This is a genomic window from Rhodococcus sp. DN22, assembly GCF_036669995.1.
In the GTDB taxonomy this organism is placed as follows: Bacteria; Actinomycetota; Actinomycetes; order Mycobacteriales; family Mycobacteriaceae; genus Rhodococcus_F; species Rhodococcus_F erythropolis.
The window spans coordinates 5,199,352-5,214,967 of record NZ_CP133326.1 but is presented as its reverse complement, the minus strand read 5'-3'; the positions used below and the strand labels follow the sequence as shown (position 1 = coordinate 5,214,967).

General features: G+C 61.8%; 16 protein-coding genes and 2 pseudogenes. 7 read left to right on the top strand and 11 right to left on the bottom strand.

Features of this window, described 5'->3' with window-relative positions:
• Positions 1-101: 101 nt before the first annotated feature.
• The gene (locus RA302_RS23850) at positions 102-1,370 is read left to right on the top strand and encodes a VWA domain-containing protein (RefSeq protein WP_030535218.1); all 1,269 of its coding nucleotides are present in this window, start codon (positions 102-104) and stop codon (positions 1,368-1,370) included.
• A 1-nt stretch (position 1,371) separates the two neighbouring features.
• On the opposite strand, the gene RA302_RS23845 is transcribed toward RA302_RS23850, so the two are convergent.
• From RA302_RS23845 to RA302_RS23830, 4 genes are all read right to left on the bottom strand, one after another.
• Positions 1,372-2,463, bottom strand: a complete 1,092-nt coding sequence (locus tag RA302_RS23845) for an alpha/beta fold hydrolase (protein WP_030535219.1) — start codon at positions 2,461-2,463, stop codon at positions 1,372-1,374.
• Between the two features lie 170 nt (positions 2,464-2,633).
• A complete protein-coding gene (locus RA302_RS23840) occupies positions 2,634-3,260 on the bottom strand; it encodes a superoxide dismutase (RefSeq protein WP_030535220.1) in 627 nt (208 codons plus the stop codon).
• A complete protein-coding gene (locus tag RA302_RS23835; RefSeq protein WP_003940431.1) occupies positions 3,253-3,825 on the bottom strand; it encodes a flavin reductase family protein in 573 nt (190 codons plus the stop codon). Before RA302_RS23835 ends, RA302_RS23840 begins: the two co-directional genes overlap by 8 nt.
• Positions 3,826-3,930: 105 nt before the next feature.
• A complete protein-coding gene (locus tag RA302_RS23830; RefSeq protein WP_030535221.1) occupies positions 3,931-4,776 on the bottom strand; it encodes an LLM class F420-dependent oxidoreductase in 846 nt (281 codons plus the stop codon).
• An 88-nt stretch (positions 4,777-4,864) separates the two neighbouring features.
• Here RA302_RS23830 and RA302_RS23825 point away from each other — a divergent pair, with 88 nt between their 5' ends.
• The 5 genes from RA302_RS23825 (at position 4,865) to RA302_RS23805 (ending at position 9,110) form a co-directional block, all read left to right on the top strand.
• Complete coding sequence (locus tag RA302_RS23825; protein WP_003940163.1) at positions 4,865-5,791, top strand: class I SAM-dependent methyltransferase; 927 nt, start codon at positions 4,865-4,867, stop codon at positions 5,789-5,791.
• Between the two features lie 244 nt (positions 5,792-6,035).
• Positions 6,036-6,893 (top strand): ABC transporter permease, encoded by an 858-nt coding sequence (locus RA302_RS23820; RefSeq protein WP_338478205.1) that lies wholly within the window; start codon positions 6,036-6,038, stop codon positions 6,891-6,893.
• Positions 6,890-7,990: an aliphatic sulfonate ABC transporter substrate-binding protein gene (locus tag RA302_RS23815; RefSeq protein WP_007733783.1), complete on the top strand. Its 1,101-nt coding sequence runs from the start codon at positions 6,890-6,892 to the stop codon at positions 7,988-7,990. The genes RA302_RS23820 and RA302_RS23815 overlap by 4 nt, the downstream gene beginning before the upstream one ends.
• Positions 7,974-8,801, top strand: a complete 828-nt coding sequence (locus RA302_RS23810; RefSeq protein WP_007733784.1) for an ABC transporter ATP-binding protein — start codon at positions 7,974-7,976, stop codon at positions 8,799-8,801. The genes RA302_RS23815 and RA302_RS23810 overlap by 17 nt, the downstream gene beginning before the upstream one ends.
• An 81-nt stretch (positions 8,802-8,882) precedes the next feature.
• The gene (locus tag RA302_RS23805) at positions 8,883-9,110 is read left to right on the top strand and encodes a hypothetical protein (protein WP_030535223.1); all 228 of its coding nucleotides are present in this window, start codon (positions 8,883-8,885) and stop codon (positions 9,108-9,110) included.
• Between the two features lie 57 nt (positions 9,111-9,167).
• On the opposite strand, the gene RA302_RS23800 is transcribed toward RA302_RS23805, so the two are convergent.
• The 6 genes and pseudogenes from RA302_RS23800 to RA302_RS23775 all read right to left on the bottom strand — a co-directional run bounded on the left by RA302_RS23800 (position 9,168) and on the right by RA302_RS23775 (position 13,830).
• On the bottom strand, positions 9,168-9,356 hold the full coding sequence (locus RA302_RS23800) for a helix-turn-helix transcriptional regulator (protein ID WP_003940277.1): 189 nt from the start codon (positions 9,354-9,356) through the stop codon (positions 9,168-9,170).
• A complete protein-coding gene (locus tag RA302_RS23795) occupies positions 9,356-9,775 on the bottom strand; it encodes a hypothetical protein (protein WP_030535224.1) in 420 nt (139 codons plus the stop codon). The genes RA302_RS23800 and RA302_RS23795 overlap by 1 nt, the downstream gene beginning before the upstream one ends.
• A 90-nt stretch (positions 9,776-9,865) precedes the next feature.
• A complete protein-coding gene (locus tag RA302_RS23790) occupies positions 9,866-10,384 on the bottom strand; it encodes an N-acetyltransferase (RefSeq protein ID WP_003940356.1) in 519 nt (172 codons plus the stop codon).
• A 19-nt stretch (positions 10,385-10,403) separates the two neighbouring features.
• Positions 10,404-11,240 (bottom strand): annotated as a pseudogene (locus RA302_RS23785) (SDR family oxidoreductase); the annotation flags it as partial.
• A gap of 93 nt (positions 11,241-11,333) precedes the next feature.
• Positions 11,334-12,863, bottom strand: a pseudogene (locus tag RA302_RS23780) (NAD(P)/FAD-dependent oxidoreductase); the annotation flags it as partial.
• A complete protein-coding gene (locus tag RA302_RS23775; RefSeq protein ID WP_042451435.1) occupies positions 12,826-13,830 on the bottom strand; it encodes a patatin-like phospholipase family protein in 1,005 nt (334 codons plus the stop codon). The gene RA302_RS23775 and the pseudogene RA302_RS23780, both read right to left, overlap by 38 nt.
• Before the next feature lie 130 nt (positions 13,831-13,960).
• Here RA302_RS23775 and RA302_RS23770 point away from each other — a divergent pair, with 130 nt between their 5' ends.
• Positions 13,961-14,551 carry a TetR/AcrR family transcriptional regulator gene (locus RA302_RS23770; RefSeq protein WP_030535226.1) on the top strand — a complete coding sequence of 197 codons (591 nt, stop codon included), beginning with the start codon at positions 13,961-13,963 and terminating at the stop codon, positions 14,549-14,551.
• Here RA302_RS23770 and RA302_RS23765 read toward each other — a convergent pair.
• Entirely contained in the window at positions 14,487-15,611 is a 1,125-nt protein-coding gene (locus RA302_RS23765; RefSeq protein ID WP_230587448.1) for an alpha/beta hydrolase, read from the bottom strand. The two genes, RA302_RS23770 and RA302_RS23765, sit on opposite strands and share 65 nt — an antisense overlap.
• Between the last annotated feature and the right edge of the window lie 5 nt (positions 15,612-15,616).

Here is a 15,616-nt window from a genome sequence, read left to right as displayed (position 1 = left end):
CGAACAGTCTGCCTCAAGAATCCTCGCGATTGCTGAAAGTGTGCTGTGATTCTTCCGACCGCGGGGCCGTGGATTCTTTGGTGGCCAGCTAATCTTCCGGTATGGAGCTGGCGCGTGGAGCGAACACAGTCGTTGAGGGAACTTCGCTGAAGGTGGCGGTGAACGGTAGCGCCCCGGGCACGGTAGACCTGATGGTGTTCCAGCTCGACGAACGGAACAAAGTACGGGACGACGCAGATTTTGTCTTCTTCAATCAGCCGGTCTCACCCGAAGGCGCGGTGCGCTTGGAGCCCGGCGGCGTCATCGAAATCGACATTGCGAGGTTGCCCGCTGACATCCATCAGCTGAGTGTTGCCGTGGCACTTGATGCGGCGGCAAACGGAACCCTGTCTGCTGTCGGGGGCCTTGGGGTCGTGGTGGAGCAGGTTGGTTCCACCGCCATCGTGGCTCAGGCTTTGGGGTTGACGAGTGAGAGGGCAGCGGTTCTCGTCGAGATCTATCGCCGCGGCGCGGGCTGGAAGCTGCGAAACGTGTCAGCTGGCTGGGACAGCGGATTGGCGGACCTGGTAACAGCATTCGGAGTGTCGGTCGACGAGGAACCGCAGGCTCGACCCGCCGGCTCTGCTGAAACGACAGACGGCATTCGGACCGTGCCCGACGAAGCCAAACTCTCCATGGTGAAGCGGGAGAAGCTGGACCTCCGAAAGCGCGAAGTGGCCAAGGTCCTGCTGACGAAGGGTGGCAACGGAATTCGGGCACGGGTGGTCCTGGTGATCGACAAAACCGGAAGTATGGCCAAGCAGTACCGCACCAGAGTGGTGCATCGTGTTGTCGAACGCATGATTCCCGTTGCGATCCAACTCGATGACGACGGCAAGCTGGAGCCGTACTTGTATGCAGTCAGCTTCGTCAAACTCCCCGAGATCTCTGTCCATGACGCGGAAGAGTGGTCGGATACCTACCTGCACTTGCGCGGCTCGCACGGCGGATTCAACTATGACAAGATCGGCGCCGCAAATCGTGAAGTGCCGATCATGACTGAGATTCTTTCCGGCCTGACACGTGGTTCGGCGCCGACGCTCGTCCTGTTCTTCACCGACGGTGGCTTCAGCGAGCGCAAGGAAATCACGAAATTGATGCGCGAAGCGTCTGGGCTCCCGGCCTTTTGGCAGTTCGTCGGAATCGGCAAGGCCAACTACGGAGTGCTGGAGAAGCTCGACGACCTCGACGGCAGGGTGGTCGACAATGCCGGATTCTTCGCGCTGGACGACATCGACACCGTCGACGACGCCCAGTTGTACACCCGTTTGCTGAGTGAATTCCCGGATTGGCACAAGGCAGCTGTAGCCGCGGGCATCACAACGCCGTGATTTAGCTGGTCGAAACCAACTGCGGTGCATTCTCTTTCAAGAATTCGTCGATGTGCGCCCAGGTGGAGTCTCTCGCGGTGGGGCCGGCAACGAGCCCGAGGTGACTTCCCGGCGCCTTCTCGAACCGGACCGACGGCGCGCCGGTGAGGACCGACGTGATTGCTTCCACCGAAGCGATGGGTGCAATCACGTCAGTGGTGCCGCCGATCGCGAGAACGGGAACGCTCAGAGCTGACAGTTTGATCTCGCGTCCGGCAAGCGTGACGGCGTCGTTGTAGAGATTGTTGCCGAGCATGAGTTGTTCGCAGATCTGCTGAAAAGCCTTGCCAGGGTATCCAGGCATGGCTGCCATGAACTTGTCTATCGATTCCATGCGAGCCAGTGTCTCGGTGTTGTGGAGGTTGCGCATGATGAACCATGGCTTGAGAACTTCGCGCTGCAACGCCGTCACCTTGTAACTCGCCTGAACGAGTGGAGCAGGTAGTCCGCCGACAAGATTGGTCGCGGACGTGAGTGGGGTGTCGCCCGTGTATTTGCCGATCAGCCTCAAGGGGCTGATAGCGGGAATCTTCGTGTAATCGATTGGCGTTCCGATTGCCGTGATCGATGCGATCGGCAGGTCGGAGTGAGCGGAGCCCGTGAGCAGAGACATGGTCCCGCCGAGGCTCCACCCGATCAGCGAAACCGGTGCGCCGTCGTGTAGATCCGAGATCGTACGGATCGCTTCGGGGATGATGTCGTCGACCCAGGCCTCGAAACCCATCCCGCGGTCGGAGTACCGCATGGTCCCGTAGTCGAGGAGGTAGGGCGTGTTCGCCCCATCCAGTAGGTGTGCGGCGAGGCTTTGGCCCGCACGAAGGTCGTAGCAGTCGGCTGAAACCGCGAGGGGCGGTACGAGGAGAATCGGATTACCTCTTGGCCTCCACAATGCGCCGAAGCGATACAGATCGCGGTGTGGACCTTCGCTGATCAGTACGGACGGGGTGCGTTCGGTCTTCTCGACACCGTCGCCGAACGAGAGTCCCCATGCATTGCGTGCTGCGGTGTCCAGCGTCGGACGCCATGTCGCGATCAAACCACTGATATCGAGCACTGGTTCCCCTCGGAGACGAATCGGCGGACGGCCGAGTCAGCCGCGCTCGGTGTATGTTACCTGCCTTCACATACATCGACTTCGTGGGTGCAGAAACCCAGCTCGGCAACGGAGCCACCGTGCCGAGCTGGGGTGATCGGGGTGAAGCGGCAGTGATCAGGTGGGGACGATCAGGCGGGGACGATCAAGCCCGTCGCCGCCGTGGCCGTTGCGTAACGCTGTGCAACGTCTTCCCAGTTGATGACGTTCCAGTAGGCCTTCACGTAGTCGGCCTTGACGTTCTTGTACTGCAGGTAGAAAGCGTGCTCCCACATGTCGAGCATGAGCAACGGAACGATACCGATGCTGATGTTGCCTTGCTGGTCGGTGAGCTGCTCGATGACCAGGCGCTGCCCGACCGTGTCGTAGGCCAGTACCGCCCAGCCGGACCCCTGCAAAGTGGTTGCTACAGCGGAGAAGTGGTTGACGAATGCGTCGAAGGTGCCGAAGTGCTCGTCGATTGCGGCTGCCAACTCGCCCTCTGGCCGCTCACCGCCGTTGGGGGAGAGGTTCTTCCAGAAGATGGAGTGATTGGTGTGGCCGCCGAGGTGGAAGGCGAGGTTCTTGCTGAGCAGCGGCGCCTTCGCGGTGATCGTGCCGTCTTCGCGCGCAGCAGCCAACTGCTCGATTGCGCTGTTGGCGCCCGCCACGTACGTGGCGTGGTGCTTGCTGTGGTGCAGTTCCATGATCTCGCCGGAGATGTGCGGTTCGAGAGCGGCGTAGTCGTAATCCAGTTCGGGGAGAACGTATTCAGTCATGTGACATGCCTTCCTTTGAGGAAATGTTGTGAGTCGAGAGATTTCGATAGGTTCGATTGTGATAGACGAGCGGCGCTGACACGTGCTGCGGATCGATGACGTCGACGACGCGTGCAGTGACGATCACTGCGGCGCCACATGTAGTGGCATTCAAGGGAACCGCACGCAGGGCGTGGCCTGTCCCATGTAGGAACGGTTCACCCGTCGAGAGAAACGACCAGGGCATATCGTCTCCGAAGCGCACAGCGCCGCGGGTTGCGAACGTGGAAGCCAGTCGTTCGTTCGCCGAATTTGCCAGGTGAACAACAAAACTGCGGGCGGAAGCGATGACGCTCGCAGAGCCTCGCAACGACTGCAGTGAAAACGCCAGAACTGCAGGATCGGCGCTGATCGAGATCACCGACGACGACGTGATGCCGGCCGGGCCGTCATCGCCCGTTGCGGTGATGATCGAGACGCCGGCGGGATGGTTCCGGAACGCCTCGACGAAGGAGTTTCGGATGGACGGCTCCGCATCAACAGAGTCGTCCGAAACAGATTGGGTGCCAACCAGTTTTGTGGTCACTCCTCGCCCCTCTTCTGTCTCGGGTTTTGCTGCCGTTGCACTGTCTTGTGCAATACCGACGTTAAAACCTCGAGTGCAGTTGAGGTCAAGATGCTGTGGCGGACCTCACCGTCCGAGCTTGGCTGCCAGACGTTCCATGTATCCGACAACCTCGTCGGGGCTCTTGTCCGGAGTGCCGAACATTGCTTCGGTGACACCGATGTCTTCCCAGTGGGCGAGCTTCTCCGAATCGGGTTTGCCTGCCAGGACGGTTATTTCAGGCTCGCCGACTCTACCTGCTTCGGCCCAGATCTTTCGGAGCAGTTCCACGTTTCCGTCGATCTCCTGCTCGATGGGTGTGGTGATCCACCCGTCGGCAGACTTTGCGATCCACTTGAAAGTCTTCTCGTTGCCGCCGCCGCCCAAGAGGATGGGAGGACGGGGCTTCTGAACTGGTTTGGGCCACGCCCAGCTGGGTCCGTACTTCACGAATTGGCCGTCGTACGACGCTTCTTCCGTCGACCACAGTTCGCCCATGGCTTCGAGATACTCGCGGAGTGCGGTCCGGCGTTTGTTGGGCGGTACGCCGTGGTCGGCGAGTTCCTCTGCATTCCAGCCGAATCCGACGCCGAAGACCACGCGTCCGCCGGAAAGATGGTCCAGCGATGCGATGGTTTTCGCGAGAGTGATCGGATCGTGTTCGAGGGGGAGGGCCACGGAGGTGCCCAATCGGATGGTGTTCGTGACCGACGCGGCGGTGCCGAGGGCAACCCAGGGGTCGAGTGTGCGCATGTAACGGTCGTCGGGCAATTCTGCCGACTGGGTTCCGGGGTGATCGGAATCCCTAGATACGGGGATGTGAGTGTGCTCCGGAACGTAAAAGGCGTCGAATCCATTCGCCTCCGCCGCCTTTGCTGCATCGGCAGGGCGGATGCCGCGATCACTGGTGAACAGGCTGAGTCCGTAGCGCACTGGTTCTCCTTCGATGGTCCGTCGAAAAACTGTAACCTGTTGCATCTTCGTTCGGATAGGTTTCCAGCCCAGTAAATCGATTGCCGACGTGACCGGGGACGTGGTGAACTCGGGCGGACTTGTTGTGGGTCGAGAAGTGGATGCAGTAGAGGTGGATGCAGTAGTGATGGATGCAGCGGAGATGAATCGGTTGTCGTGGAATGCGGCGACCGTCGCTCACAACAGTCACAAAGGAGACCAGGCACAGTTCTTTCGCAACGGCGGGTCGACCTTGTATCCGGAAGAACTGGCGCTGCTCGGCGAGATCGACGGCTCCTCGATTCTTCATCTGCAGTGCAATTCCGGTCAGGATTCGTTGAGTTTGGCCGCTCTCGGTGCCGCGGTGACCGGCGTCGACATCGCGGATTCCGCGATCGACTTCGCCCGAACCTTGTCCGCGGAATCCGATATTGCCGCCGATTTCGAGCGTGCCGATGTATCTGCGTGGCTCCGCGCTGCTGCCGCTGGCCAGAGAAAGTTCGACCGAGTCTTTTCTTCGTACGGAACGGTGATCTGGTTACCCGATCTCGACGAGTGGGCCGAGGGGATTGCCGGTGTTCTGGCGCCGAACGGTCGATTCGTTCTGGTGGAGTTTCATCCGTTTGCCATGTGTTTCGACGAGAAGTGGTCGCTGACATACCCGTACGGAGGCGGGACTCCCGTGACCGAACCCCGTGGCGTGGGCGACTACGTGGCAGATTCGGCCGATCTCATCTTGCCAGGCGCTGAGGGAAACGGAGTCGAGAACTTCGAAAATCCTTTCCCCTCATGTGAATTCAACTGGTCCATTTCCGAGGTGCTAGGAGCTTTGCGGCGCGCCGGATTGACGCTCGAGTCCTTCGACGAGTACCCGTACGCCAACGGTTGGCAAGGATTCGAGGAGATGGCTGAACTCGGCGGCAAGCGTTGGGGAGTCCCGGCCGGACGACCCGAGATCCCGCTCATGTATTCGCTGTCGGTTCGCTTGGCCGACTGACGCCTATTTCCCCCGCATTTGCGGGTAATTGCAGACACAGGTAGTAATTACCCCCATGCCCTCGACGCCACTGACACGACGCATCGCCGTCGACCTGTGCCGTCTTGGTGCCAATTGCTGTTGCTGTTGATTCCTTCCGACTCTCCTGAGTGAGAATGGCGCCGCTCTGTGCGCCTTCGCCCCTGCATATGCGCCCGTTGCTGCATGTGTGCCGGAATTTTCCGTACGTCGAGGAAGAACAGCGATGTCGACTCCTGTCGAAGCAATAGAACCAACATCAGTCACGGAATCGAACCGTGAGCCGCGTCGGCCGTGGACTTCGAGTGCGACCACTGTCGGACTGCCGGTGCTTTCCGTGATCGCATTCTTGGCCCTGTGGCAGGTCGCTGCCGCGAGCGGCACCTGGAGTGAGACCTTCGTGCCGTTCCCGAGCACGGTCTGGCATGCCTTCGTCAACACGATGACCACGCACGACGGAGTGCGCGGCTACCAGGGCTACCTGCTCTGGGAGCACCTCTACATGACGCTGCGACGGGTGCTGGTCGGTGTGATCATCGGCGTCGGATTGGGCGTGATCCTCGGTTTGGCCATGGGATCGGTGACATGGCTGCGGAGCCTGCTCGAACCGTGGTTGACGTTCCTGCGCGCACTGCCGCCCCTGGCGTATTTCTTCCTGCTGGTGATCTGGCTGGGAATCGACGAGGCGCCGAAGATTACATTGCTGGCGCTCGCTGCTCTTCCGCCGGCAGCGGTGGCCACCACAGCTGCTGTGGTCGCGGCGCCGGTCGGACTAGTCGAAGCGGCCAGGGCCCTGGGAGCCTCACGGGCGCAAGTGATCCGGGACGTCGTCGTCCCGTCGGCCTTACCGGAAACTTTCACGGGCATTCGGCTGTCGGTAGGTATGGCGTACTCGTCGGTGGTCGCGGCCGAACTGTTCAACGGCATCCCCGGAATCGGCGGAATGGTCAAGGATGCAAGCAATTACAACAACACACCGGTCGTGCTGGTGGGGATCTTTGCCATCGGATTCTCCGGCCTGATCATCGACGGACTGCTGCGGGCTGCAGAGCGCCGCGCCGTTCCCTGGAGGGGAAAAGTATGACTGACAATCAGAAACACGCCAGCAGCAATCTGAAGCGCAGCAGTAATTCGACGCCCAATGAAGGAAGGGCTGCCCGGACGGCGTTCACGGTGCTGATCGGCGTCCTTGCCCTTGTTCTCGGTGCGTGCTCGGTTGATCATTCGGGCCAGGATTCGTCCAAGGAAACGATCCGTATCGCTTACCAGTCGTTCCCGAGCGGCGACTTGATAGTCAAGAACAATCGCTGGCTCGAAGACGCACTGCCCGAGTACAACGTGAAGTGGACGAAGTTCGATTCGGGAGCCGACATCAACACCGCCTTCATCGCCGGTGAAATCGATTTCGGCGCAATCGGTTCGAGTCCGGTTGCTCGTGGACTCTCGGCACCGCTGAACATTCCGTATCAGGTCGCGTTTGTTCTGGACGTGGCCGGCGACAACGAAGCCCTGGTGGCGCGCAACGCAACCGGAATCAAGACCGTCGCAGATCTGCGCGGCAAGAAAGTGGCCACGGCATTCGCCTCGACCGCGCACTACAGTCTGCTGGCAGCGCTGAACCAGGCCGGACTCAGTGCCGACGACGTCCAATTGGTGGATCTCCAGCCGCAAGCATCCCTCGCAGCCTGGCAGCGCGGTGACATCGATGCCGTCTACACCTGGCTGCCCACGCTAGACGAACTCCGTAAGGACGGAACACAGTTGATCGCCAGCCGTGAGCTCGCGACAGCAGGAAAGCCGACACTCGATCTTGGTGTGGTGTCGACTGCGTTTGCCAAGAATCACCCCGAGATCGTCGACACCTGGCGCCAGGTTCAGGCCCGCGCGCTCACGACGATCGCCACTGATCCGAACGCGGCAGCGGAAGCTGTTGCCGCACAATTAGGCGCCTCGAAGGAAGACGCGGCAGCGCAGTTGAAACAGGGTGTGTTCCTCACTCCGGAGCAGATCTCTTCGCCGGAATGGTTGGGCACCGAGGGCGCTCCCGGGAATCTGGCAGTGAACCTGCAGAGTGCAGCGCAATTCCTGGCCGAGCAGAAGCAGATCGACAGTGTGCCTGATCTGGCGGTCTTTCAGAATGCTCTCTATGTGAAGGGGCTTCCCGATGTCCTTGACCAGTAGCGTGACCGCACAGCAGGCCTCGGGTGGATTCGCCCCCGACCGCCCGGGCGCGATCCGAATCGACACCGTCTCACACAGGTACGGCCACGGTCGAGAGTCCGTCACGGCACTCGGGCCCGTATCGATCGACGTCACACCTGGTGAGTTTCTGGTTCTCGTCGGAGCGTCGGGTTGCGGCAAGAGCACATTGCTGCGGCTGATCGCGGGTTTCGAAAGTCCTTCCAGTGGAACGGTTCAGGTCTCCGGATCCGACCCGATTCCCGGGTCGAGTGCGGGAGTGGTGTTTCAGCAGCCACGGCTCTTTCCGTGGAAATCGGTGGGCGGCAACATCGATCTGGCACTCAAATACGCCGGCGTTGCGAAGAGCGAACGCGGGCAAAGGCGTGACGAGCTTCTCGACCGCGTCGGTCTGGTCGGCACTGCGGACCGGCGTATCTGGGAAATCTCCGGCGGGCAGCAGCAGCGGGTGGCAATTGCTCGTGCCTTGGCGGCCGAAACGTCGTTGCTCCTGTTGGACGAACCCTTTGCCGCGCTGGACGCCCTCACTCGCGAGCGTCTGCAGGAGGACCTGCGCAGTGTCAGTGCCGAATCGGGGCGAACAAGTGTCTTCGTCACTCACAGTGCCGACGAGGCGGCCTTTCTCGGCTCCCGCGTCGTAGTTCTGACAAGCCGACCGGGCAAGGTCGCGCTCGACCTGAAAATCGATCTGCCACGAACCGGCGTCGATCCCGACGATCTCCGAGGCTCACCCGAATACGCGGCATTCCGAGCCGAAGTCGGCCATGCGGTCAAGGTTGCAGCTGCAGCGTAGGTACCCTGCGCGTCGACTACCAGGTGGCCGCGTCGATAATAGGAAGGAGAACGTGCAGGACACGACGAACAAGGAGTGGTCATGGCAACTGAGGTGGAGTCCGGTGACCTCGTGCAGGCAGCCGGCCATGCGGGTCCGTGGACGGTAGTCGAAGTTCGCCAGGGGATGGCGCTGCTCGAACACAGTGACGGGCACAGGTTGTCGCGTCGAACGACGACGTTGACCGTCGTCCGCAAGGGCTCGGGCAAGAAGGCAACGGCCGTCGAAGACGGGAAGGACGAAAACGGATCGCCAACTCTGTTCGACTGAAACCGCAGCTCGACTGAAACCGCAGCTCGACTGATCTTCCGTCAGTTCGAGACGGCGTCAGCTGGAGAAAATGTCGTCTACGCGTTTGTCGAAGTATTCGGCGATTCGGAACGCCAGTGACAGACGCGGGTCGAAGTGTCCCTTCTCGATCGAGATGACGGTCTGGCGTGTGATGCCGAGCGCGTCGGCGCACGCTTGCTGTGACAATCCGGCTGCCGTACGAAGTTCTTGAAGGTTGTTGCGCATCAGATCTCGTCAGATCTCGAATGTGGGGTGCGGTCCCTCGACACTGCCCAGTACCGGATTCCGAAGTCGGCCAGACCGAGGGCTGTAAACATTACGAGCGGCAGTTCGGGAGCGCCGAAGACATTGTGCGCGATCAGCGCGATCCCCATGGCAGTGATCAAGTCGGTGAACGCGCCGAAGCCGGCCTTGCGACTCCATTCTGTTTCGACGGTGTCCTCGGGGTAGGCGGGGGCCTTGTCGTTCTCCGATGGAAAAAGGGCCCACGCCGACCCGATACAAGCCGGTGCCATGACGATTGCGAAGACGATGAAGGCCAACGTCTTCCGATCATCGGCGGTCAATGCTGCAAAAAAGCTGAAGGCTAGCGTTGCTGCGACGCCGATACCGATGATCAGGCTCCACCGTGCCGTGGTGCTCATGAAGCCTCCCAGGTGTAAGAGTTCTTTGACATGCCTGAGCGTAGGTCTACGTGCGCTGGATGTCAAAGAACTCTTACATCGCGCTGAGGGTCAAGCGACCCCGAACGGCGCTGCGTATGAAAACTTCCCCGTCTGATCGGGGCGGTGCGTGGTGAGGGTCCTGATCTGAAAGTGCTCGCCCCACTCGGCTTCCGGAGACTCGATCCCGGCGTCCGTGCTGGTGACGAACCCGAACTGCGGGTAGTACTCGGTGCTGCCCAGGAGGGCGAGCAGTGGCACGTCCAGAGCGTCGGACGCACCGATCACCGCGTGCATCAGCGCCGAACCGACGCCGCTGCGTTGGTTGTCCGGTGTGACTGCCAACGGGCCGAGGCCAACCGCCTCAACGGGACCGACCCATCCGCGTGTTCCGATTACGAAACCAACGATCTCATCACCGGCGACGGCGACAAGGGACAACTTCGGTAAGTAGTCGTTCGAGGCGAAGAGCTGACGTGTCAGTTCGATCTCGTAGGGAGACTCGCCGGGCGGCGCTTGGTCGGCAAACGCCGCCCCGAGCAGTGAATAGATTGCGTCACGGTCGGAAGAAGTTTCGCGGCGGATGTACATGGCCACGAAACTACCCGCTTCATCTCCGATCGTGCTCCTCGTTTTCGGCCTGACGTGCCACTCGCTTTTCGTAGTCCGCACGCCCGTTCGGATCTACCGATGTCAGCGCGCGGCGATCGTCGATCACCCGGCGTCCGATGTTTATCATCCATTCGGGTACTACAGCGTCGATGAGGTCCCAGCCCGCAAGGTAACGCGGAACAGTAGTTTCGGCCCGCCGGTGCGCGACCGTGTCGACGACAGCTTTGGCCACGACCTCGGGTTCAACCGTCGGCATGCCCTTTCCGAGTGGCACACCGGAGGAGAGCCCGGTGCGCACCGCGCTGGGCAGGATGGCGCTGACGCTGACGCCGGAATCTGCGAATTCGACACGAGCAGAGGCGGAAAGGCCCACCGCACCGAACTTGCTTGCGTTGTACACGGCCATTCCTGGCACCGGTAGCTTGCCTGCCATGGATGCGATGTTGACGACGTGGCCGCGTCGCCGATCCACCATGCCGGGCAGCACGGTGCGCATCCCGTGAATCGGGCCCCAGACATTGACGTCGAGGGTTACTCGACTGGTGGCGTCGGACTCGTCGAGGAAGCTGCCGAGCGGCATCACGCCCGCATTGTTGACCAGAATGTCGATGTGACCGAATTCGCCGATCACTGTGGAGACGAACACATCCCAGGATTCGCGTGAGGTGACGTCCAGAGCGTGCCCGCGGGCCCGTGCGCCGATGGATGTGGCGGTGTCGACGGCCGTCTCCTCGTCGAGGTCGCCGACGCAGACGAGTGCGCCGCGAGCTGCGAACAACTCCGCTGTGGCCCGGCCGATTCCGCGGCCACCTCCGGAGATGACGACGACTGCTCCGTCGAGATCGATCGGCGGGTAGGTGGTGCCGAAAAGGCTCATGTGGTGTACTCCGGTTCGGGGGGTGGTGGTGGGCTCAGCGGGGGTGTCGTCTGACGCAGGGTTGTCGGACAGCGTGTGGTTGTAGGCGTATGGATCGAAGGCCCGTAGCCGTCGACGCATGGCTCCTGACGACCACGGCCAGTTGAAGCTGTTGCGGCCGTTGACGTCGAAGAAATAGCTTTCGCAACCACCGGCGTTGTAGACCGTGGTACCCAATGCCTCCTGAACTTGAGAGTTGAAGGCTGCCTGTACTTCCGGGCGCACGTCGATGGTTTTCCAGCCGTGCCGACGAGCGTGGCCGATCGCCTGTGCCACATAGTTCAGTTGGGCTTCCAGAATCATGAAGGCCGACGTGTGTCCGGTGCCGAGGCTCGGGCCCAGCAGAATGAACGCGTTGGGGAATCCGCTGACGGCGGAACCGAAGTACGCCCGCGGGCTTCCCTGCCAATGATCGTCGAGTGATCGACCTTCTCCGTCGAATACCTTTGATGCAATGGGCATGTCGAGGATGTGGAAGCCCGTTCCGAAGATGATCGCGTCCACTTCCGATTCCACTCCGTCGGCTCCGATCACGGTGTTGCCGTGGATCTCTTCGACTGCGTTGGCATGGACGGTCACGTTGGGTCTGCCGAGGGCCGGGTAGTACGAGTTCGACATGAGTAGTCGCTTGCAACCGAGGGTGTAGTCGGGAGTCAGCGCCTTGCGTAGCTTCGGATCGCGCACCTGCAAGCGCAATTGGGCCGACCCGAGTTTCTGCACGATACGCAGGATCCACGGATTGCGGAACCCCAATCCAAGCGCTTCCATGATTCCGTATTCGATGCTGCGTAGAGCCTTGTGCGCTCCCGGTACGAATCGCATGACGGACCTTTCGATCCGCGGTACGTAGTGATCGGGTTTGGGAAGGACCCATTGAGCGGTGCGTTGGTAAAGGTGAAGGGCGGACACGTCGGAGACGATGCGCGGCACGAATTGGACTGCGGAAGCGCCGGTACCTACGACGGCGACGCGCTTTCCGGTCAAGTCGTAGTCGTGATTCCACTGCGAGGAATGAAACACCTCGCCCTCGAACGTTTCCAGCCCGGGGATCGCCGGCGTCAAGGGTTCGTTCCACGGGCCGGCGGCGGCTATCACGAAACGAGCAGTGAGTTCACCGCTGGAAGTTGTGATCTTCCAGAGTGATTGCGATGCGTCCCACTGTGCGGAGAGCATTTCGACCCCGAAGCGAACGTGCTTGTCGACCCCGTGGCGGACGGCCGTGTCCTCGATGTACTCGCGGATCTCCGGCTGCTCCGCGAACAGTCGGGTCCAATCCGGATTGGCGGCAAAGGAATACGAGTACAGGCCGGACGGGACGTCGCAGGCACAACCGGGATAGGTGTTGGCGCGCCAGGTGCCGCCGAGGGAGTCCGCTTTCTCGAGCAGGACAAAATTGTCGATCCCGAGGCGCTGCAGGTGAATTGCTGCACCGATCCCGGAGATCCCCCCACCGATGATCACGACCTCGAAGTGGTCAGTTCTGTTGTTCACTGAGTCTGCGCTTTCACTGGTGGGACGGGGTGGAGTGGAACGGGCGCGCATCGAGTTCGCGTTTCACGCTCGCACGTGTTGTACGTAGGGATGATTCGAAGGTGGCGAGCCGCCGTCGGCCGTCCATGAAGTTGGCGCCCATGACGGCGAGATCGTCGTCGGTGGCGTCTATGCGCAAGACCCTGGTTCCCGCAGCGCGCACCAGTTCGATTTCCCGGTCGAGGCCCTTGGACATGGAGTTCCGCAGGGCGCCGCGTTCGATACGGGCGGCGCCGCGCGCCGGCTTCAGTGTTCGAGATGCCATGGGCGCCAGTACAACCAGCTCGTCGAGTTCGAGGGGGAGCAGGAGGTCTACCGATGCCGTGGACGCCGCGCCGCCGTCGATGTACCTGACGCCGTCGATGGTGACAGGTGGGAACCAGCCGGGAATCGCCCAAGACGCTCGAAGCGCTTCACCGACTGTCGCTTTCGGAGCCCCCTGTGCCCCGAACGCGACCCGTCGCCCGGTTCTGTAGTCCATGGATACCATGTACGCGCACGGATGTGGGAGCCACGAATCGCCAGGGGCAAGAGATTCGGCGAGCGTGGTGAGCCAGGACGGGTCGCCGCCACCACGCGGTGCGATACCGCTCATCCGGCTCAGAACGGGAAGATCTCGACGTGTCACCAGTCGTGGATTGCCGATCCCCAAACTCGGAAGTGGCGGGATTCTTCCGGGCGCCGATGCTGTGTGGGCGAGGAGTTCGGGACGTGCGGCGGGCTCTCCGAGTTGCATGGCTACCAACTCGTCGACGCCGACTCCGCTGCCGAGCATTGTCACGAACTCGGCTCCGGCGGACGTGCCGATGATGGCGGTGGCTTCGCGGGGATCCCAGTCGAGGGCGTCCCGAACCGAGGCGAGGGCAGCAACGGTCCAGGCGAAGCCGAGGGTGCCGCCGCATCCGATTGCCAATCCCCGTCTAGGCGCGCTGTGTCGTCCGGACCCGGGCGCGGTGGTGCCGGTCACTTCTGAAGTCATATTTCGGAGACTATCAGTATCTGAATAACGTGGGTACCCCAAATTTGGGTTTCGGGAGTGCGCCTGCGGTGCGCTTCCGGTATTCGGCTACCGTTGGAATCTCGATACTCAGAACCGCGAGGAGGTTCCGATGGCGCGATTGACCAGGCAGGAAGCGCAGGCGATGACCCGCGAGACCTTGTTGGCGACGGCCGTCGAACATTTCCTCGATCGCGGGTACGCCGCCGCGTCGCTCGATCAGATCGCCGAGGATGCCGGTTATTCCAAAGGTGCGGTGTACTCGAACTTCAAGAACAAGGACGAGTTGTGCGCCGAGGTGCTCGGCCGAATCAGGTTGACCAAGGTCGGCGAGATCACCTCACAGCTCGGAGCCAATTCGACGCTCGACGACGCGGTGGCCGAGTTCGCGCGATGGGCCGAGCGAACCATCGGGGACAAGAGATGGACGTTGCTCGAAGTCGAGTTCTCGGTGCGATCGCGGCACAGCGAAGAGATCCGCGAAAAGATCGCGACGGGTGCCGATCAGGTGCGCGGATTGATTGCCGGAGTGGTGCAACATCTTGCCGAGTCCAACGGCGTGACGCCGGCACTGGACCCGAACGCCGCGGCACTGCGCATACTCAGCGTCGGAATCGGTTTGGGGCTACAGCGTGCGATCAGCCCTGAGCTGCCGGTTGATCCGCTGGTGGATACGTTGCGGGAGATTTTGCTGGGTGGGTGAGTAGAACGCGGAGCATTCCGCCGATCTCGGCGACGGCGGTGCGCGAACCGGCGCTCGGTCCCAGAATGTTGACGAAGCCGTGGATGAACCCGCGATAGCGTCGATCGGTCACGTGAACACCGTTGTCGCGCAATCGAGCTGCGTAGGCTTCGCCTTCGTCCCGGAGTGGATCGAATCCCGCCGTGATCACGATGGCCGGCGGCAGTCCGGTCGCGTCGGGGGCGCGTAGCGGCGACACCATCGGATCGAGTCGATCGGCATTGCTGCCGAGGAAGCTGGACTCGTAGAAGTTCATGTTGGCCTCGGTCAGGAAGAAACCTTCACCGAACGTCGTTCGCGAGGGGGCCTTCTCGTGAAAGTCGGTCGCGGGGTAGATCAACAGCTGCGCCGCCGGTGGGGTCTTGCCGTCGTCGCGGGCACGCAGCGCGACCGTTGCGGAAAGATGCCCGCCCGCGCTGTCGCCCCCGACAGCGATGCGCGTCGGGTCTGCGCAGAACTCGTCGGCGCGGTCGACGATATCGAGGTAGGCGGCATAGGCATCGTGTACCGGTGTGGGGAAAGCGAATTCGGGTGAGAGCCGGTAGTCGACCGAGATGACCCGTGCGCCGGAGGTTTCGGCCAACAGACGGCACGGGGCATCGTGGGATTCGATGCTGCCCTGTACCCACCCGCCGCCGTGGAAGTAGACGAGCAGAGCGCCGGTGTCGGCTGTCGGGACGTAGAGCCGGGCGCGAAGCGGGCCGTCGGCACCCGAAACGGAGATCTCCTCGGTGTGGACGGGCGTGGGCCTGCCGCCCATCATGATCGCGGTTCGGGTGAGATTGGCGCGAGCAGCGGCGAGTGACTGGGGATCGGTTGAATGCGAGGGGAGTGGCCGCGTCTTCGCGAGCGTGAGCAGAAGGTGTGCGTCGGCGTCGAGCGTGTTGCCCTCGATGACGACGGGTGGTCCGGTGATTCGACGTTTCACCGCGCTGGGCAGTGCGAATGCGGCTGCCACCAAGGATGCTTCGGCGCGATCTCGAATGCTGCGGCTGCTGGCCTGCTTCACGGATTCCGACACGTGGC